Origin of the sequence: Donghicola sp. (genome assembly GCF_025210255.1) — a bacterium.
GTDB lineage: Bacteria > Pseudomonadota > Alphaproteobacteria > Rhodobacterales > Rhodobacteraceae > Donghicola > Donghicola eburneus.
The window spans coordinates 37,482-56,938 of sequence record NZ_JAOARZ010000022.1 but is presented as its reverse complement, the minus strand read 5'-3'; the positions used below and the strand labels follow the sequence as shown (position 1 = coordinate 56,938).

Genomic DNA, 19,457 nt, shown 5'->3' with positions numbered 1-19,457 from the left:
TCATGACCGATTTCACCGCCACCCGCGCGCTCTTCGATCTGCCCGAAGGGCTTGTTTATCTGGACGGAAACTCTCTTGGCCCCCTCCCCCGCGCCACCGCATATCGTGTCGCCCGCACGGTGACCGATGAATGGGGACAGATGCTGATCGGCGGCTGGAACAAGGCCGGATGGATGGCGCAACCGGCAGCCCTTGGCGACCGGATCGGGCGTCTGATCGGTGCCCCCGCAGGCCACGTCGTGGTCGGCGACACATTGTCGATCAAAGTCGTCCAAGCCCTCGCCGCCGCCCTGCAAATGCGCCCAGATCGGAAAGTCGTGCTTTCCGACAGCGGAAACTTCCCTTCGGACCTTTACATGGCCGAAGGGCTGCTTGGCGCACTGGGCCCCGATTACGAATTGCGAGTCGTCGCCCCCGAGGACGTCGCCGCGCACATCACCGAGGATGTCGCCGTCCTGATGCTGACCGAAGTCGACTACCGCACAGGCCGCATGCACGACATGGCCGCCCTGACCGCCCAAGCCCACGCGGTAGGCGCTTTGACCGTCTGGGATCTGGCCCACTCTGCTGGCGCAGTCCCCGTGGACTTGAGCCGCGCAAATGCCGACTTCGCCGTAGGTTGCACCTATAAATACCTGAACGCCGGCCCCGGCGCGCCCGCCTTTATCTATGTCGCGCCCCAGCACGCGGATATGGCCCGCCCGATCCTGTCGGGTTGGCTCGGCCACGCTGCCCCTTTTGCGTTTGAACAGACCTACCGCGCGGGCGAAGGCATTGCCCGTATGCGTTGCGGCACCCCGCCGGTGATCCAGCTGGCCGCCTTGGATGCCGCGCTCGACATCTGGGATACGGTCGACATGAGTGCGCTGCGCGCCGCCTCGATCGAACTGTCCGAAGCCTTTATCGCAGGGGTCGAGTCTGCCTGTCCGGAGCTGACCCTCGCCTCCCCGCGCGATCCCGCCCAGCGCGGCAGCCAAGTGTCGTTCCGGTTCGACGAAGGCTACGCCGCCATGCAAGCTCTGATCGCCCGCGGCGTGGTCGGCGATTTCCGAGCGCCCGACATCATGCGCTTTGGCTTCACCCCACTCTACATCGGGATGGAAGACGTCACCCGCGCCGTGCAGATCATCGCAGATGTCATGCAGAACCGTCTGTGGGACCGCCCCGAATACAAAGCCCGCGCGGCGGTGACCTAACACTTCAGGCACCGCCAGATGGATAGAATTCGACCATAATATCACAAAGCGATTGATTGCAGCCCCATGCCACTGCCATTGTAAAGGCTAACAAAGGGTTAATTTGAGCAGACCAAGTACGGGGCACCATCAGATGAGCGGCACGACCTATCCAGACAGCAAACCCCTGCCTGCCTCGGCCCGCGTTGGGATCGGGCAGGTCAACCTGACCGACCTTGCCGACAGATATGGCTCTGACAAAGGCAGTACCAAGCATAGGTATAGCGAACTCTACCAAATGCTCTTTTTGCCCCTAAGGGACAAATCGCTGCGGTTTCTCGAGATGGGTTTGCAAATCGGCGGTCCAGAGATGGGCGAATCTGCGGATCGCAAAACGACCGATGTCCCTTCAATCCGGATGTGGTTGGAATATTTTCCTCGAGCCGAGATTTACGGGCTGGATGTCTCTGACTTCAGCTGGTTCGAAGCCCCGCGTTTCCAGTTCATCCGCTGCGACATGGATGACCGCGCCAAAATCGCAGAGGCCAAGGACACCCTGCCCGAACTGGATGTCATACTGGACGACGCATCCCATGCCTCGCACCATCAGCAGAATGCCTTTCTGGAGTTATTCCCGAAACTGACCTCCGGAGGTCTGTATATTATCGAGGATTTGCGCTGGCAGCCGCGGCCCTATGAAAAACCCGGGATCACCAAGACCGCAGCCTTGTTTTCGGAATATGCAAAAACAGGTGTCTTTACCCATTCCGATCCCGAGATTTCAGCGGAATTTGCCAAGCATCGCCAAGATATCTCTGGCGTTTTCATGTTTCAGGTCAGGTACGACAAGAAGCGCCGTGATCAGGTTGCGGTGATCCACAAACGCTGAGACTGCGGCGCGCGCAGAGCCGCAGAGAATTTGAGGAAAAAAGAAGCCCAGAGTGCTTAGGCCGTCAGCTTTTGCGGTCTGCGGTGGGCGTGCCACGCGGCCAAAGCCTCGCCGAACGCTTGGAAGAGCGGGCGTGAGACCGGATCGTTTGCGGCGTTCCATTCGGGGTGCCATTGGACGGACATTGTGAAGCCCGGTGCGTCCTTGACATAGATGGCTTCGGGCGTGCCGTCGGGGGCGTAGCCGTCGATCACGATGCGCTGGCCTGCGTCCTTGATCCCTTGGCCATGCAAGGTGTTCGTCATCACCTTTTGCGCGCCCATCATGCGGTGAAACGGGCCATTCTCGGTAAAGCTGACCTCGTGGCGCAGGGCGAACTTTTCTTCGATCGTGCCATCGGGAGGCATCCGGTGGTTATCCCGCCCGGGCAGATCGCGGATTTCGGGATAAAGCGATCCACCCATGGCCACGTTCACCTCTTGGAAACCACGGCAAATTCCCAGAATGGGCTGACCGCGTTCCACGCAGGCCCGCACCAAAGGCAAAGTGATCGCGTCGCGGGCGCGGTCGGGCGTGCCGTGGGCTTCGGTCCAAGTTTCCCCGTATTCTTCGGGGTGGACGTTCGGCCGCCCGCCGGTCAATAGAAAGCCGTCGCACGCCTCCATCAGATCGCAGACGGACACGTAGCGCGGATCGGCAGGCACGATCAGCGGGATCGCGCGACACACATCGGCGACAGCCTCTGAATTCATGGTGCCTCCGGCGTGGACCGGATAGCTGGTGTCCAGCAGGGCGTGGTTTCCAATGATGCCGACAACGGGCCGGGACATAGTGTTCCTCCGATTGGGTCAAAAGAAAGATAGGCTTTTCGGCGCCGCTAAGAAAGTGCGCAAGTAAAGGGTGGGCTGTGCAGGGATTTTCCGGACTTTTAGACGTGGCGCCGCAAACTTGGGCAGTGATCGCCTATTTGGCGGTAAACGGCCTGACGTTCCTGCTGTTCGGCTGGGACAAACTGCGCGCCATTCTAAAAAAGCGCCGCACACCGGAATTTCGCCTGCTTTTTCTGGCCTTTATCGGCGGCAGCGTGGGCGCCAAGGCGGGTCAGAAAGTGTTTACCCACAAGACGACGAAACAACCCTTTGCCCGCCGCTTGAACCGCATCTGCGCGTTCCATCTGGTGCTACTGGCGCTCTGGGGTCTGGCCAGCTTTGGGGCGTTCGGACCGGCACCGATCAGAGCAATAGCGGACTTCATCCCAGACCTTCGCCCATTTCTTACGCCATGAGAACGGGCGCCCACAGGTGACGCAGGTTTTCGAGGGCAGATCGGATTTGCGGCGCATCTTGGCCATGATCACAGGTCCAGTGACATCTGGCGGGAATCGCCGCCGCGTTTGCGCGGGCTGCGGTCGTTGACGAACCGGCGGGCGCTGTCCTGACGGCTGGCGTGCCGTTCAATCACGCGGGCGGCTGCGGGGGCGTGCCCCGCATCGCGCCGGATCGCCCAGATGCGGTCGCGGGCCGCGCGCGCAGCGGCAGGCACGTCCACCACAGGCGCGGGATAGGCCAGCTTGGCCGCGCCCTCCCACTTCCAAGGCTCTTGAAGCAGGGCATCGGGTACAGCAGCCAATTCCGGCAGCCACCGGCGGGTAAACGTGCCCGTGGGGTCCTGATCATGCCCCTGTTTGATCGGGTTATAAATGCGCGGCGTGTTGATCCCCGTGGTGCCCGACTGCATCTGGACCTGAGACCAGTGGATCCCCGGCTCGTAATCGGTGAACTGCCGCGCCAGATGGGCCCCCGTGTGCCGCCGATCCAGCCAAAGGTGATAGCTCGCCACCGCCATCACCATCGATCGCATACGGAAATTGAGCCATCCCGTCGCGGCCAGCGACCGCATGCAGGCATCCAGAAACGGCAGCCCCGTCTCACCCCGCTCCCATGCGCGGCGCAGGGTTGGGTCGTCCTCTCGCAAACCTTGGTAGGCTGGGTGCATGGCGCGGTATTCAATCGCGGGCTCATCCTCGAGCTTCTGCATGAAGTGGTCCCGCCACGCGAGCCGCGACTCAAACGCCCTCAGGGACCCTTTCCACCCGCCAACAGCGGTCCGCTTGCGCGCGGCACCCGCTGCCTCGGCCTCTCGGGCAGACAGTGTCCCCCACGCCAAATGCGGCGAGATCCGCGAACAGGCGACCGCCCCTTGCAAGGGCGTCGACATCTGCCGCTGGTAGTGCTCTCCGCGTAGGCTCAAGAAACTGTCCAGCAAAGCCAGTCCTTCGGACCGCCCGCCCTTCTGCCGGTCGGGGCAAGGGTCCACCAACCCCAGATCAGGCATCGGATCGGACACTGCCGCAATCCCGCGCAGACCCACGGGCGCAGGCAGGACATCCTGACTCATGAACCGGTCCCGCAGACCCGCCCATCCATTGCGAGAGGTCAGCCGCCGCACGACGCCGGTCTGGGGCAATTCCGTGAACTGAACACCCGTCCCCCGCGCCCAAGCGCCGACCCGCAGATCGCGGGCATAGGTCCAACCATTGCCGATCTCTTCGTGGGCGACGACCTCTGTGATCTTGTGCCGGACGCGCAAATCCTCCAGCACATCCACCGCGTCCCCCACACGGACACAAAGAGCCACACCCAGCCTTTTCAAGGCCACATGCAGCTCTCTCAAACTCTCTAAAACAAATGCCCATTGGCGACCGGACGCATCACTCTGCGCCCAGAGCTCCGGCTCAACGATATACAGAGCCAAGACGTCGCCCCGCGCCGCCGCATAGGTCAGCGCAGGGTGGTCAACAACCCGTAAATCCCTTTTGAACCAGACGATTGCGGCCAACAGGCCCCCCGTTATTCTTCGACGCCAACAGCAGAGGGGGCAGTGTCAGACGGCGCGCCATCTTCGGCGACTTTCTCGTTCGCGCCAACAGAAACCATGACGATCACCAACAGAAGCGCGACGCCGAAAACACCGGCGGCACCGATGCCCCACAAAGAGGGTTTATGTTGCTTCTTCTGGCGGTCAAGGTTGGTGTCCGGTGCAGACATGAGAAAATTCTCCTTTGTTCCGAGTTGGTGGTTCCATTCCACAAAACAACACATAGAGTCGGGGTCAGGTTCCACACTCGAACCCAAAAGACTTTAGGAGACGCGATGAAAGACGCTGCCCCCCAGACATTCTATTTGTCCGACTACACGCCCCCCGCGTTCCTGATCGACGAGGTCAGCCTGACCTTCCGACTGGCGCCCGAGGCAACCCGCGTTATCAGCCGCATCCACTTTGTGCCCAACCCCGACACCACCGATCGCAGCTTCTTTTTGCATGGCGAACAGCTGAAATTGATCAGCGCCAAGATTGATGGGCACGACGCCAATCCGACCCTGACCGCCCAAGGCCTAACCGCCGAGGTGCCGGACCACGAATTCACGTGGGAAGCCGAGGTCGAGATCAGCCCCGCCACCAACACCGCACTCGAGGGGCTCTATATGTCGAACGGCATGTACTGCACCCAGTGCGAGGCCGAGGGCTTTCGCAAGATCACCTACTACCCCGACCGCCCCGACGTGATGGCCCCCTTCCACGTCCGGATCGAGGGCGACCTGCCTGTCCTCTTGTCCAACGGCAACCCCGTGGATCAGGGCGACGGCTGGGCCGAATGGTCCGACCCGTGGCCCAAACCCGCCTATCTGTTTGCTCTGGTCGCAGGAGACCTGCGCGCGACCAGCGGCACCTTTACCACCCGCTCCGGCAACGAAGTGGCCCTGAACCTCTGGGTCCGTCCGGGCGACGAAGGCAAGACCGAATTCGGCCTGCAGGCCCTGAAGGATTCGATGAAGTGGGACGAGGATGTTTACGGTCGTGAATACGACCTCGACCTGTTCAACATCGTCGCCGTGGACGACTTCAACATGGGCGCGATGGAGAACAAGGGGCTGAACATCTTCAACTCCTCGGCCGTCCTGGCCAGCCCCGAAACCTCGACCGACGCCAATTTCGAACGGATCGAAGGCATCATCGCCCACGAATACTTCCACAACTGGACCGGCAACCGCATCACCTGCCGCGACTGGTTCCAGCTGTGCCTCAAAGAGGGTCTGACGGTCTTCCGCGACCAGCAGTTCACCTCGGACATGCGGTCCGCCCCCGTGAAACGCATCGGCGACGTCCTGATGCTGCGCGGCCGCCAGTTCCGAGAGGACGCAGGCCCCCTCGCCCACAACGTGCGCCCTGAATCCTATCAGGAAATCAACAATTTCTACACCGCGACTGTGTATGAGAAGGGCGCCGAAGTCATCGGCATGCTCTACCGTCTGGTGGGCGAGACGGACTACTACCGCGCGCTCGACATGTACTTCCAGCGCCACGACGGTCAGGCCTGCACCATCGAAGACTGGATCGCCGTGTTCGAGGATGCCACCGGCCGCGACCTGACCCAATTCAAGCGTTGGTACACACAGGCGGGCACCCCCCACCTGACCGTGACCGAGGAGTGGGCGAACGGCAAATACAACCTGCACTTCAAGCAGGAAACCAAGCCCACCCCCGGCCAACCCGACAAACAGCCGCTGGTGATCCCGATTGCGGTCGGCCTCTTGGCCCATGACGGCTCTGAAATCGTCCCGACGACCCTGCTGGAAATGACCGAGGCCGAGCAAACCTTCAGCTTCGACGATCTGGCCGAGCGCCCCATCCCCTCGATCCTGCGAGAATTCAGCGCGCCCGTGGTCCTGCACCGCGACACCAACAACGAGGAACGCGCGTTCCTCTTGGCGCACGATACCGATCCCTTCAACAAGTGGGAGGCTGGCCGCGCGCTAGCCAAGGACGTGCTGGTGCGCATGATCACCAAAGGGACGAACCCCGACACAGGCTTCCTAGATGCCCTGCGCCAGATGGCCTTGGACGACACCCAAGACCCCGCGTTCCGCGCTCTGGCCATGGCCCTGCCGTCCCAAGACGATATCGCTCAGACCCTGTTTTCCAGCGGCGTGACCCCCGATCCCATGGCGATCTACAGGGCCGTCAAAACCCTGTCCCGCGCCATCGCAGAGCATATGAAAGACGACCTTCTCGCCCTGCTAGAAGCGAACACGGTCACCGAACCTTACCTGCCCAACGCCGAACAATCGGGCAAACGCGCGCTGGCGAACACCGCTCTGTCCCTGCTGACCAAGCTCGACAATGGCGCAGCGGCGCAGGCCCAATACGACGCTGCCGACAACATGACCCAGCAGCTGTCGGCCCTGTCCTGCCTGATCCGCGCAGGCACCGGCGCAGACGCTCTGGCCAAGTTCGAACAGCAGTGGAACGGCGACCGTCTGGTCATGGATAAATGGTTCGGCCTTCAGGTCATGCTGGCGGAACCCGACGACACAGCGGCGGTGGTCGAAACACTGACCGCTCGCCCCGACTTCGACATGAAGAACCCCAACCGATTCCGTGCGGTCTTTGGCGCGCTGGCCGGAAATCCCGCCGGATTGCACCATCCCTCAGGCGATGGCTACCGGACCATGGCCGACTGGCTGATCAAACTGGACACGGTGAATCCCCAGACCACCGCCCGCATGTGCAGCGCTTTCGACACGTGGAAACGCTACGACGCCGACCGCCAAGCCATGATTCGCGAACAGCTGGAGCGCATTGCTGCAAAGCCGGACCTGTCTCGCGACGTGACAGAGATGGTCGGGCGTATTCTAGCGGCATAACTTTGCCAAAGACGGGCAGATCGCGCCACTGCGCTTTGCCCGTCACACCATTTTTACTAGCCTAGGAAACAATCGCCCTACTTCGCGGTTGTCACATTACCTTCAAGAAATTCTGGTGTCTGACTCGGACATGAAAGATCGCATCGACCCTCTGATTTCGGAACGTGCCCCTTGGCTGTTCGCGGACCGCCCCGGCACCCGCATGGCGCGGGGCCTTTTGAATTCCATGCTCAGCTATGATCGCACGATCAGCATCGGCGAACATGTCCAGCACATGCCCGCCCCGCAGATCATGGAACACATGGCCGGCCTTCTGGCCCGCGATGTCGAAGCATCCGGCCTGCACAACATCCCCGCCTCGGGTCCGGCCCTGATCGTGGCCAACCACCCCACGGGGATCGCCGACGGGATCATCCTGCAGCACGTGATCCAGAACGTCCGCGATGATGCGTATTTCTACGCCAACTCGGACATCCTGCGCATCCTGCCCCAGTTCGACGCGATGATCGCCCCCGTCGAATGGCGCAAGGACAAACGCAGCCACGGCAAAACCCGCGAAACCATGGCCTACACCCGCAAGGCCGTGGACGCAGGCCGCCTTGGCGTGATCTTCCCCTCGGGCCGTCTGGCGAAACGTCGCAAACTGAAATTGCACGAACGCCCGTGGATGGCTTCGGCCGCGATGATCGCGCGCAAGTTCGACCTGCCCGTCATTCCGGTGAACATTCGCGCCCGCAACTCGGCGCTGTTCTATCTGTTCGACTTCATCCACCCGACCCTGCGCGACATCACTCTGTTCCACGAGACCCTGAACAAGCACCGCCAGCCCTTCCGCATCACCGTGGGCGAGCCGATCTCGGCCAAGGCGCTACCCGTCAAATCCGAAGAGGGCATCGAAATGCTGCGCGAAGCGACGCTGGCTTTGGGCGGCCGCTATGCCCCTACAGTGGATCTGGTGCAGAACACCCGCCGCCCGAAATGGGTGAAACAGTTGGGCTAACACGGGCCACACACCACAGCGCCCGTTGATCCCCCCGCACGCATGGGCTAATCCCTCTGGCAACAGCAGGCGCACCCGCGCCCCAATTGGATTCCGTTAGCCAAACGAGGCCCCCATGCTTGATCTGACCTTCGAGCCCCCGAAACCCAAAGTCATCGCCGGTGCCAAATACGATTGGGAACTGGTCATCGGTCTCGAGGTGCACGCGCAGGTCAGCTCGAACGCGAAACTGTTCTCGGGCGCATCGACCAAATTCGGCGCAGAGCCGAACAGCAACGTGGCCTTCGTCGACGCGGCCATGCCCGGCATGCTGCCCGTGATCAACGAATTCTGCGTCGCGCAGGCCGTGCGCACCGGTCTGGGCATCAACGCCGAGATCAACAAGTGGTCGGCCTTTGACCGCAAGAACTACTTCTACCCCGACCTGCCGCAGGGCTACCAGATCAGCCAGCTCTACCACCCCATCGTGGGCGAGGGCGAAATCATCGTGGACATGGGCCCCGGCGTCTCGCGCAAGGTCCGCATCGAACGCATCCACCTCGAACAGGACGCGGGCAAGTCGATCCACGACATGGACCCCAACATGTCCTTCGTGGACCTGAACCGCACCGGCGTTGCGCTGATGGAAATCGTCAGCCGCCCCGACATCCGTGGCCCCGAAGAGGCCGCAGCCTACGTCGGCAAACTGCGCCAGATCCTGCGCTACCTCGGCACCTGTGACGGCAACATGCAGAACGGCAACCTGCGCTGCGACGTGAACGTGTCGATCTGCCGTCAGGGCGCCTACGAGAAGTTCATCGAAACCGGCGACTTCGGCCACCTCGGCACCCGCTGCGAGATCAAGAACATGAACTCCATGCGCTTTATCCAGCAAGCCATCGAATACGAGGCACGCCGCCAGATCCAGATCGTCGAGGGCGGTGGCACCGTCGATCAGGAAACCCGCCTCTACGATCCGGACAAGGGCGAAACCCGCTCCATGCGCTCCAAGGAAGAAGCACACGATTACCGCTACTTCCCATGCCCCGACCTGCTGCCGCTCGAAATCGAAGACAGCTTCATCGAGGACATCCGCGCATCCCTGCCCGAACTGCCCGACCAGAAGAAAGCCCGCTTTGTCACCGAACTGGGCCTGTCGGAATACGACGCGTCCGTCCTGACCGCCGAGGTCGAGGCCGCCGACTACTTCGAAGCCGTGGCCGCTGGCCGCGACGGCAAGCTCTCGGCCAACTGGGTCATCAACGAACTCTTTGGCCGCCTGAAGAAAGACGACAAGGACATCACCGACAGCCCCGTCTCGCCCGAGCAACTGGGCAAGATCGTCGGCCTGATTTCCTCGGACGCGATCTCGGGCAAGATCGCCAAAGATCTGTTTGAAATCGTCTACACCGAAGGCGGCGACCCCGAAGCCATTGTCGAAGAGCGCGGCATGAAGCAGGTCACCGACACCGGCGCCATTGAGGCCGCCGTGATCGAAGTGATCGAAGCCAACCCCGCACAGGTCGAAAAGGCCAAAGCCAACCCCAAACTGGCGGGCTGGTTCGTGGGTCAGGTCATGAAAGCCACCGGCGGCAAGGCCAACCCCAAGGCCGTCAACGATCTGGTCATGGCCAAACTGGGCCTCTAACCGCCCCCACCAAAACGACCAAAGGCGCCCCGCAAGGCGCCTTTTTTCATGCCCGACTGTCAGCGCCCGCGCACCGCTTCGGGGATCGCCAGCGCCAGCAGAACGCCAGCCGCGCCAATAAACAGCCACGCGCCCACCAGCCCATAGAGCAGCGCGCCAGCCACCCCGCCGACCGCGAAACTCAGCAGGGTCAGCGCGTGCAGCTTCAGCTTGGGCACCGCCTCTTGCCGCGCCGAGCCTTTGTCCAAGACCGCCGCCAACTCGATCCCCAAATCGGTCGCCATGCCCGACACATGGGTCGTCCGCACCCGCGCCTTGGAAATCATCGTGGTCACCGCGTTCTGCAAGCCCATGACAAAGCTCAGCACCACCACCAGCGTGGTCTGCTCTGGCAGATCGGCGACCATCGCGCCCCCAAGGCCGATCAGCACCACCGCCTCGGCCATGACCACCCAAGCGTACACCGTCCGCAACCCCCGCCGCTCGCCCGCCATCACGGCCAGTGCGGCGCACACCGCGCCCAGCACGAACGCGACCACGAGCCCGCCAAAGGACAAAGCCACCCCGAACGCGCCCACCGCCGCCTGATCCGCCATTGCAGAGATATTTCCGGTCATATTCGCGGTGAACGATCCGGCCACCAGAAACCCGACCGCATTCAAAGCCCCCGCCACCGACGACAACACCCCCGCCAAAACAAGGTCAATCGTCTCAGTACGCGCGCTTCCTACACGGATGAGCATTTCAGGGCCTGCCTTGGGGTTGCTTCAGAGGGGCGTGAAAAGTGATCAGCCAAGCATCTCGATCAGTTCTGCACTCGGCTTAGAACCTTTGCGGTTTTATCAGAAATTATAATATGGAATTTCAAATTATAAATTCCGAACTCCGTCTGACCGGTCGACAAGATATATCTTCTAGCTCTACAAAATTCTCGATGACTGCGATGTTCTTACTCGTCAGATTGGCTTGTTGAATGCATTTGAGCGGTTTCAGGAAATGAGGTCACTTTCATCGGTAAAGAAAACTCGCCTTGAAATAGGCGCGCCAGACCTTGTCGTATTATTTCTTGCTGATTTTCAGCAACTCCATGACCTATTGGTGAGTAGATGTCGCTTGTTAGCTGTGCTTTGCTGAAATCATAGTCTAGGTATTCGGCCATCAGTATCAGCATTTCATGAAGGAGCTCGATTCTTTTTTGACCCCACATCGCATTTTCATGGCCTTCTTGAGTCGGAACATTGCTGTGGTGATCTAGATATAGCTTCCATGAGTCATTGATCTTTTTTAGTTGCTTATCGCTACCATAGAATTCTAGCGGAACCGCGTTCAATGCCTCCACGAATCTGGACGACAGTCCAGAAGCACGAGTTGTCATCAAAGTTCTGAAAATCTCTGTTTGCCGGTCTTTTTTTACACGTCTTCGCTCAAGAAATTTTTGCGCCTGCACAGCCAAGACGGGGCCAAGTAAAGTTGCCGCCACTATAGCCAATTCTGTAAGCATTTTTGAATTCCTTTAGAAGCCTTAGAGAAAAATGATCCGAACCTACCAAAGCTATCGTTTCTCAGGCATTGCCAGCAAGCCAATTGCACCGACATTTAAGGTTTGGTCTGAATACGCCGTGATCAAATTCTACCGTCGCCTTGCTTCCGCCCGCTAGTCAAAAACTTGGATCTATTTGAAGCGTAAAGGCATCTAAGCCAACGTACGTACGTCAGCCATACGCAAACCATACGCGCTCCATACCCTGCATATGGCTTGAATTCGGGCGCTCAGGCCCCACCTCTGCACAACACCTGTAACGATGGATGAACAGACCGCGCTTGAGTCGGCATCAACCTGCCGCAAAGTTGTGTGAACCCGTTCGCGAACCCTTGGCGGGTGCAGCATGAGCGGATATACAGCGGCCTCGGTTCATAAGAGGACAGTTTCCATGGCCCAGTACGAATTCCGCGTGATTCCCGCACCGACCAAAGGTCAGAAGGCTCCGGGCCTCAAGACCAACGAGGCGCGTTACGCCCATGCGGTCGAGGAACTGATGAACGATCTGGCGCAGGATGGCTGGATGTATCACCGCGCCGACACCCTGCCCATGGAGGTCCGCGAGGGCCTGCGCGGCACCAAGACCGTGTTCCAGAGCCTCTTGGTTTTCCGCCGCGAGATTCCGTCCGAAGACGTTGAAATCGCAGCAGAACCCGAAGTCACAACCATCACGCCCCAGCCCCTTGGCGCGACCATGAAGGCCGATCCCGAGCCTGCGCCCGAGCCCAAGGAAGAGAAGCCTCTGAAGGCCGAGCGTGCGAAAACGACGATCACCAATGTGCGCGTCTCGCCCAAGCTGAGCAACGCCAAGGTGACCGTCCAAGAAGGCCAGAAAATCCGCGAATTCGAGCCCGACGAGCCGACCTTGGACAAAGAGGACGCCCCGAATGACGTCCTCTTGTCTCGTGCCCAGCGGCTCTTTGCATCGCCCAAGAAAAAGGACTAAGCGTCAGCGCCCGTCGCTCAGGTTCAGCGCCAGCGCGTGGATGCGACCCATCAGGTCCTTGCCAATCGCTGCATGCACCGCACGGTGACGGGCCACACGCCCCATCCCCGCAAACTCCGAACTCACCAGAGTCACAATAAAATGGCTCTCCCCACCTTCCTGATAGCCGCCGTGGCCGCGATGGCTTTCGCTATCGTCCACAATTTCAATCACTTGCGGTTTAAACGCCGCTTCCAACCTTGACCGCATCTCGGCCGCAACAGGCCCATCCGTATTAGACATTTTTTTCGTCTACCCCCTTCAATCCGGCGTCAGTCGGTTTAAACTCTCTCGTCCGAGTCGAAAAGGGAATGCCCATGATCAAACGCGACGACCCCTTTGGTTTCGATATGTCCGTCTCTTCTGCCAAGAAGAAAAACCCGCGCGGTCGCCGCGGGATGTCCGGTGCATCCGAGACATCTACCCGCAACTGCGAACACCCCGGCTGCGAAGAGGCCGGAAAGTACCGTGCGCCCCGAGCGCCCGATGTGCTGGATGAATACCTGTGGTTCTGTAAAGACCACGTGCGCGAGTATAACCAGAAATGGTCATTCTTTGATGGCACCACAGAGGCAGAGCTGAACGCGCAGCGCAGCAAGGACCGAGTCTGGGAACGCAAAACCAAGCCGATGTCCGACCCCGAGCAGCGGGCTTGGGCCCGCCTCGGCATCGAGGACCCCCACCAGGTTCTGGGCCAGAACGCGACCCGCAATCCCGGCAAGTCGGCCAACGGCCACACGCGCAAACTGCCCCCGACCGAACGCAAAGCGATCGAGATCCTCGAAGCCAAGGACCACTGGACCAAGGCCGAGATCCGCAAAGCTTACAAGGCGCTCATCAAGGTCCTGCACCCTGACATGAACGGCGGTGACCGCTCGGACGAAGAAAAGCTGCAAGAGGTCGTCTGGGCTTGGGACCAAGTCAAGGACAGCCGGAACTTCCGCTAATTGTGAACAGGCCGCCTCTTTCGGGCGGCCTTTTCGCTGCTCCACTGCGCTTTCTGCTTTGCGAAAATACTCACGGCGCCACATCGGCCGTGCTCACCAACCCAACACATGAGCGGCCCTTCACCAATCTGCGCCTAAGAAACTTCGTAGATTGCTCTTTCCCTTGTAGCCCCGCGCATTATGGTGCACCACGCAAGTGAAGGTTTGAAAGCAAGAAGGTGACAGCGATGGGCGACCGCAAAGAAGCTGTGGTGAAACCGACCGAACAGATTTCCGTACGTGATGTTTTCGGCATTGATACGGACATGATCGTCCACGGCTTTGCCGAGGAAAACGACCGCATCCCAGAGCTCGACCCCACCTACAAGTTCGATCCCGACACCACTTTGGCGATCCTTGCAGGCTTTGAAAAGAACCGCCGCGTGATGGTGCAGGGCTACCACGGCACAGGCAAATCGACCCACATTGAACAGGTCGCAGCCCGCCTGAATTGGCCCACCGTGCGCGTCAACCTCGACAGCCACATCAGCCGTATCGACCTGATCGGTAAGGACGCGATCAAGCTGAAAGACGGCAAGCAGGTCACCGAATTCCACGAGGGCATTCTGCCTTGGGCGCTGCGCAACAACGTCGCGATCGTGTTCGACGAATACGATGCGGGCCGTGCAGACGTGATGTTCGTGATCCAGCGCGTTCTGGAAACCGACGGCAAGCTGACGCTGCTGGACCAGAACGAGATCATCAAGCCGCACCCCTACTTCCGCCTGTTTGCGACTGCGAACACCGTGGGTCTGGGGGACACCACCGGCCTGTATCACGGCACCCAGCAGATCAACCAGGCGCAGATGGACCGCTGGTCGCTTGTCGCGACCCTGAACTATCTGTCGATCGACGCCGAGACCAACATCGTTCTATCCAAGAACCCGCATTACAACACCGAGGCAGGCCGCAAGACCATCAAGCAGATGGTCACCGTTGCCGACCTGACCCGTAAGGCATTTATGTCGGGCGATCTGTCCACCGTGATGAGCCCCCGTACCGTGATCGCATGGGCCCAGAACGCAGAAATCTTCCGCAATGTGGGCTATGCGTTCCGCCTGACCTTCTTGAACAAGTGCGACGAGCTGGAACGCCAGACCGTAGCCGAGTTCTACCAGCGCCTCTTCAACGAAGAGCTGCCTGAAAGCGCGGCGAGCGTTGCACTGGCCTAAGGCCGATCAATACCGATTTGAGAGGGCCGCTCAGCAACGAGCGGCCTTTTTTCTTGGCTGCGTTGCAGCATAGAGGTCAGGAAAACCAGAGGGTATCCCCATTTGGATAGGTTTTCCGACGATTGGCTTATTTGACCTTTTGGACAAGCGTCATACGCTTGTTACATGAAACACAGAGCCCTATGCCGGATCGGTGCTGCGGCCCTCTTGTGTGTATTAGGGACAGCACCCTCCGCCCTTCCTTTTTGGGCCCATCAACGGGTCCAGTTGTTCGCGACCTGCGCGGGTCGCTATGAAGCCATGTCTTTGGATCATCGCGAGATGGACCGAAGCAAACGCACCGCCATGCGAAGTCAGGTCGAGGGGTTTCAATCCCTTGTCGAGGCGCTCTTGCCCGATGCACTAGCCGAAGAAATGCCGGAAAACATGCCCGTGAAATGGAAAGCAACTGGCTGGTCCGAGATCGCGCATCTGCTGACAGAGGTGCAGTACTCTGTCGATCCGGGCCGTGTGCGCCGCGCGTCCGATATGCTCGGCAAGCGGATTGAGGAATGCGAAGGTCTGCTTTTGTCCTAAGGATTTAGGCAGGTGCTATGGTCAAGCCGCCCTTGTGGGTCTAGGTTGCGGAGGATGAACGACGTCCTCCGAAAGCTGGCACCATGAAGAAGTCCGACAACCCCGCCGATCCGTTCAAAAAGGCTTTGGCCGAAGCCACCCGCGTCATGTCGGAAAACCCCGATTTGACCGTGAGCTATTCGGTCGATCCGGCAGGAATGTCCGGCGACTCGATGCGCCTGCCCCAAATTTCCCGCCGCATGACCCGTGACGAGGTTCTGATCGCGCGCGGGACAGCGGACGCGCTCGCCATGCGCAGCCGCTACCACGATGCGTCGGTCGCCGCGCGCTACATCCCTCAAGGGGACATGGCTCGCGGCATCTACGAGGCGATGGAAACCGCACGGTGCGAGGCGATGGGTGCTCGTGATATGCCCGGCACTGCGGGCAACATCGACGCCAAAATCGCTCACGAAGCCAAGACCCGCGCCTATGAACAGGTGACCGAGGCCAAGGACATCCCGTTGTCCGTCGCTGCTGGCTATCTGGTACGCAATCTGGCCACGGGTCGCGATCTGCCCGCAGGCGCGGACAACGCGCTCGACCTATGGCGCGACTTCCTCGAGGGCCATGGGTCGGAGACCCTGACAGGCATCGACGACGTGTTGTCCGACCAGCAGGCCTTTGCCAAGTTCGCCCGCCAGTTCATCACCGATCTGGGCTACGGCGACCAGTTGGGCGAGGACCCCGACGATCTGGACGACGAATCCGAGGATGACGAGGCGCAGGAAGAAGAACAGGAAGAGGACGAAAGCCCCGAGTCCGACGGCAACGAGGAAAGCGAAAGCGACGAGGGCGAAGCTGAACCTGAGCGGTCTCAGGATCAGCAGATGGATCAGGCGCAGGCCCAAGTCTCGATGGAGGAAGACTCCGAGCTGGAGCTGGACGAAGAGACCGAGCTGCCAGAGGGCGACGCGCCCATGGACCCTCCGCCCCCTGCCCCGCATTCCGAGGCCGATCCCGACTACAAAGTCTTTGAGACCAAATTCGACGAGGAAATCCGCGCCGAAGATCTGGCCGATCCCGCCGAACTCGAACGCCTGCGCGCCTATCTGGACCAGCAGCTCGAGCCGCTGAAGGGGGCTGTCAGCCGTCTAGCGAACAAGTTGCAGCGTCGCCTACAGGCGCAGCAAAACCGCAGCTGGCTATTCGATATGGAAGAGGGCATTCTGGACGCTGGTCGTCTGGCCCGCGTGGTTGCGAACCCCACGACTCCCCTGTCCTTCAAGGTCGAGAAAGACACTGAATTCCGCGATACCGTTGTAACGTTGCTTTTGGACAACTCCGGCTCGATGCGGGGTCGTCCGATCAGCATCGCGGCCATCTGCGCCGATGTTCTGGCCCGCACGCTGGAACGCTGCAACGTCAAGGTCGAGATTTTGGGCTTTACCACCCGCGCGTGGAAAGGCGGCCAGAACCGCGAGACGTGGCTGCAACAGGGACGGCCCCAGCAGCCCGGTCGTCTGAACGATCTGCGCCACATCATCTACAAACATGCCGACGCCCCGTGGCGCCGCGTGCGTCCGAACCTTGGCCTGATGATGAAAGAGGGCCTGCTGAAGGAAAACATCGATGGTGAGGCGCTAGAATGGGCGCACCGCCGGATGCTGGCCCGCCCCGAGGCGCGCAAGATCCTGATGGTGATTTCGGACGGCGCACCCGTGGATGACAGCACTCTGTCGGTAAACCCCGCGAACTTCCTTGAGAAGCACCTGCGCGACGTGATCGCCATGGTTGAGAAGCGCAAGCTGGTGGAACTACTGGCGATCGGCATCGGCCACGACGTGACCCGCTATTACGAGCGCGCAGTCACGATCACCGATGTGGAACAGCTGGCCGGCGCGATGACCGAACAGTTGGCGAGCCTCTTTGACTCCGACCCTCGTGCGCGTGCCCGCGTCATGGGGATCAAGAACAGCACCCGGAGAGCTGGATGAGTTTTCAAGATTTCGCGGTGACCGCGCGGCCCGAACAGGGCCCGCCGCGGCTGGCCGCACTGCGTGAACAGATGGCTGCCGAAGGGCTGGCCGGATTTCTGGTGCCCCGCGCCGATGCCCATCAGGGCGAATACGTGGCTCCTTGTGATGACCGTTTGGCATGGCTGACTGGGTTCACCGGCTCGGCTGGGTTTGCTTTAGTCCTGGCAGAGAAGGCAGCCGTGTTCATCGACGGGCGTTACCGCGTGCAGGTGAAATCGCAGGTGGCCGACTGCTATACGCCGGTGCCTTGGCCCGAAACCAAGGCCGGCGACTGGCTGGTCGAGCATCTGGATGGCGGCTTGGTGGGCTACGATCCATGGCTCCACACCCCGCGCGAGATCGAAGCGATTGAAACCACACTGGCTGGCACAGAGATCGGCCTGAAACCCGTAGGCAATCTGGTGGACCGCATTTGGGAGGATCGCCCTGCCCGACCGACAGCGCCTGCCGAAGCCTTCCCTGTTGAGATCGCCGGTCTGACTTCCGGCGAGAAAAGGGAAATGGTGGCAGAGGCCCTGCGCAAAGCGGGTCATGCTGCGTGCGTCCTTACCATGCCTGACAGTATCTGCTGGATGCTGAACATCCGCGGCGCGGACATCGCGCACAACCCGGTCGTGCAGTGCTTTGCTATTGTCTTCGACGACGCGCGCGTGGCCCTCTTCGCGGACCCTGCAAAGTTCGAAGCTCTTGGTCCTGATCCCGCCATCAGCATCGCCCCGCTCGACGCGTTCGAGGGTGCTCTGGGTCAGCTCAGCGGCCCCGTGCGGTTGGACAAGACCTCGGTGCCGATCCTGGTCCAACAAGTGCTGGAAAGCTTCGAGATCGACATCGCGTGGGGCGACGATCCCTGCGTCCTGCCCAAAGCTTGCAAGACCGAGGCAGAAATCGCCGCCACCAAAGAGGCGCACCTGCGCGACGGTGCGGCGATGGCTGAATTCCTGTGCTGGCTGGATCAGCAGAAGCCCGGAGCATTCACCGAAATCGACGTTGTCAAAGCGCTAGAAGGATTCCGCACCGCGACGAACCAACTGCGCGAGATCAGCTTTGAAACGATCTCTGGCAGTGGGCCGAACGGCGCAATCGTCCATTACCGCGTGAGCGAAGAGAGTGACCGCACCGTTCAGGACGGCGATCTGCTGCTGGTGGACTCAGGCGCACAGTACAGCGACGGCACCACCGACATCACCCGCACCATGCCCATCGGCACTCCGAGCTCAGAGCACAAAGACCGCTTTACCCGCGTGCTCAAAGGCATGATCGCAATCAGCATGGCGCGCTTCCCCAAGGGGATTGCGGGGCGCGATCTGGACGTTCTGGCACGTAATGCCTTGTGGCAGGCAGGGCTGGACTACGACCACGGCACGGGCCACGGCGTCGGCGTTTTCCTGAGCGTTCATGAAGGCCCGCAGCGCATCTCTCGCGCTTCTATGCTGCCCTTGGAGCCTGGCATGATTCTGTCAAACGAGCCCGGCTACTACAAAGAGGGCGCCTACGGCATCCGGATCGAGAACCTGATCGTGGTCACGCCGGTGGAAACACCCGAAGGCGGAGACGACCATCGAACCATGTATGGCTTCAAAACACTCACATGGACACCGATTGATCGCAGGCTGATAGAAACCGCTCTTTTGACCACTGAAGAACGGGCGTGGCTGGATGCTTACCATGCGACATGTTGGGAGAATCTCGCGTCAAGACTGTCGCCAGAAGCCAAAACGTGGTTAGAGAGCATGACTGCGCCGCTCTGACACGAGAGTGTCACCAAAGACTGGCACAGCGATAAA

The 19,457-nt window shown here is 60.5% G+C and carries 18 protein-coding genes and 1 pseudogene; 12 read left to right on the top strand and 7 right to left on the bottom strand.

The features are described from left to right. Positions 1–2 precede the first annotated feature (2 nt). Both kynU and N4A58_RS07555 read left to right on the top strand, forming a co-directional pair. On the top strand, positions 3–1,196 hold the full coding sequence (kynU, locus tag N4A58_RS07560) for a kynureninase (protein WP_293708675.1): 1,194 nt from the start codon (positions 3–5) through the stop codon (positions 1,194–1,196). A gap of 133 nt (positions 1,197–1,329) precedes the next feature. Next, positions 1,330–2,064 carry a hypothetical protein gene (locus N4A58_RS07555; protein ID WP_293708673.1) on the top strand — a complete coding sequence of 245 codons (735 nt, stop codon included), beginning with the start codon at positions 1,330–1,332 and terminating at the stop codon, positions 2,062–2,064. A gap of 56 nt (positions 2,065–2,120) precedes the next feature. On the opposite strand, the gene N4A58_RS07550 is transcribed toward N4A58_RS07555, so the two are convergent. After that, positions 2,121–2,894, bottom strand: a complete 774-nt coding sequence (locus tag N4A58_RS07550; protein ID WP_293708671.1) for a gamma-glutamyl-gamma-aminobutyrate hydrolase family protein — start codon at positions 2,892–2,894, stop codon at positions 2,121–2,123. A gap of 77 nt (positions 2,895–2,971) precedes the next feature. On the opposite strand from N4A58_RS07550, the pseudogene N4A58_RS07545 reads away from it, so the two are divergent. Then, a pseudogene (locus tag N4A58_RS07545) lies at positions 2,972–3,193 on the top strand (DUF1294 domain-containing protein); the annotation flags it as partial. A gap of 51 nt (positions 3,194–3,244) precedes the next feature. Here N4A58_RS07545 and N4A58_RS07540 read toward each other — a convergent pair. From N4A58_RS07540 to N4A58_RS07530, 3 genes are read right to left on the bottom strand one after another with little or no spacing between them, the layout of a single operon-like run. Next, positions 3,245–3,415 (bottom strand): DUF2256 domain-containing protein, encoded by a 171-nt coding sequence (locus N4A58_RS07540; protein WP_293708669.1) that lies wholly within the window; start codon positions 3,413–3,415, stop codon positions 3,245–3,247. 2 nt (positions 3,416–3,417) lie between these two features. Further along, entirely contained in the window at positions 3,418–4,902 is a 1,485-nt protein-coding gene (locus N4A58_RS07535) for an FAD-binding domain-containing protein (RefSeq protein WP_367176811.1), read from the bottom strand. A gap of 11 nt (positions 4,903–4,913) precedes the next feature. Continuing rightward, positions 4,914–5,111 carry a hypothetical protein gene (locus tag N4A58_RS07530; RefSeq protein WP_072707153.1) on the bottom strand — a complete coding sequence of 66 codons (198 nt, stop codon included), beginning with the start codon at positions 5,109–5,111 and terminating at the stop codon, positions 4,914–4,916. Between the two features lie 105 nt (positions 5,112–5,216). Between N4A58_RS07530 and pepN the strand changes: the two genes are divergently transcribed. The 3 genes from pepN (at position 5,217) to gatB (ending at position 10,396) form a co-directional block, all read left to right on the top strand. Next, positions 5,217–7,769, top strand: a complete 2,553-nt coding sequence (gene pepN / locus N4A58_RS07525) for an aminopeptidase N (RefSeq protein ID WP_293708666.1) — start codon at positions 5,217–5,219, stop codon at positions 7,767–7,769. A 130-nt stretch (positions 7,770–7,899) separates the two neighbouring features. After that, positions 7,900–8,769 (top strand): 1-acyl-sn-glycerol-3-phosphate acyltransferase, encoded by an 870-nt coding sequence (locus N4A58_RS07520; protein WP_293708664.1) that lies wholly within the window; start codon positions 7,900–7,902, stop codon positions 8,767–8,769. A gap of 115 nt (positions 8,770–8,884) precedes the next feature. After that, the gene (gene gatB, locus N4A58_RS07515; protein ID WP_293708662.1) at positions 8,885–10,396 is read left to right on the top strand and encodes an Asp-tRNA(Asn)/Glu-tRNA(Gln) amidotransferase subunit GatB; all 1,512 of its coding nucleotides are present in this window, start codon (positions 8,885–8,887) and stop codon (positions 10,394–10,396) included. Positions 10,397–10,455: 59 nt separating this feature from the next. On the opposite strand, the gene N4A58_RS07510 is transcribed toward gatB, so the two are convergent. Then, positions 10,456–11,139 (bottom strand): YoaK family protein, encoded by a 684-nt coding sequence (locus N4A58_RS07510; RefSeq protein ID WP_293708660.1) that lies wholly within the window; start codon positions 11,137–11,139, stop codon positions 10,456–10,458. A 206-nt stretch (positions 11,140–11,345) separates the two neighbouring features. Continuing rightward, positions 11,346–11,897, bottom strand: coding sequence for a DUF6680 family protein (locus tag N4A58_RS07505; protein WP_293708658.1), 552 nt, complete (start codon positions 11,895–11,897; stop codon positions 11,346–11,348). A 430-nt stretch (positions 11,898–12,327) separates the two neighbouring features. Here N4A58_RS07505 and N4A58_RS07500 point away from each other — a divergent pair, with 430 nt between their 5' ends. Then, positions 12,328–12,882, top strand: coding sequence for a hypothetical protein (locus N4A58_RS07500; RefSeq protein ID WP_293708656.1), 555 nt, complete (start codon positions 12,328–12,330; stop codon positions 12,880–12,882). A gap of 3 nt (positions 12,883–12,885) precedes the next feature. Here the strand turns inward: N4A58_RS07500 and N4A58_RS07495 are convergent, their stop codons facing one another. Then, complete coding sequence (locus N4A58_RS07495) at positions 12,886–13,164, bottom strand: BolA family transcriptional regulator (protein WP_293708654.1); 279 nt, start codon at positions 13,162–13,164, stop codon at positions 12,886–12,888. Positions 13,165–13,241: 77 nt separating this feature from the next. On the opposite strand from N4A58_RS07495, the gene N4A58_RS07490 reads away from it, so the two are divergent. The 5 genes from N4A58_RS07490 (at position 13,242) to N4A58_RS07470 (ending at position 19,421) form a co-directional block, all read left to right on the top strand. Further along, entirely contained in the window at positions 13,242–13,868 is a 627-nt protein-coding gene (locus tag N4A58_RS07490; RefSeq protein ID WP_293709280.1) for a DnaJ domain-containing protein, read from the top strand. A 227-nt stretch (positions 13,869–14,095) separates the two neighbouring features. Continuing rightward, positions 14,096–15,079, top strand: coding sequence for a cobaltochelatase subunit CobS (gene cobS / locus N4A58_RS07485; RefSeq protein WP_072707159.1), 984 nt, complete (start codon positions 14,096–14,098; stop codon positions 15,077–15,079). A 321-nt stretch (positions 15,080–15,400) separates the two neighbouring features. Next, the gene (locus N4A58_RS07480) at positions 15,401–15,655 is read left to right on the top strand and encodes a hypothetical protein (RefSeq protein WP_293708651.1); all 255 of its coding nucleotides are present in this window, start codon (positions 15,401–15,403) and stop codon (positions 15,653–15,655) included. 83 nt (positions 15,656–15,738) lie between these two features. Next, the gene (cobT, locus tag N4A58_RS07475) at positions 15,739–17,631 is read left to right on the top strand and encodes a cobaltochelatase subunit CobT (RefSeq protein WP_293708649.1); all 1,893 of its coding nucleotides are present in this window, start codon (positions 15,739–15,741) and stop codon (positions 17,629–17,631) included. Beyond that, positions 17,628–19,421 carry an aminopeptidase P family protein gene (locus N4A58_RS07470; RefSeq protein WP_293708647.1) on the top strand — a complete coding sequence of 598 codons (1,794 nt, stop codon included), beginning with the start codon at positions 17,628–17,630 and terminating at the stop codon, positions 19,419–19,421. The genes cobT and N4A58_RS07470 overlap by 4 nt, the downstream gene beginning before the upstream one ends. The last annotated feature ends 36 nt before the right edge of the window (positions 19,422–19,457 follow it).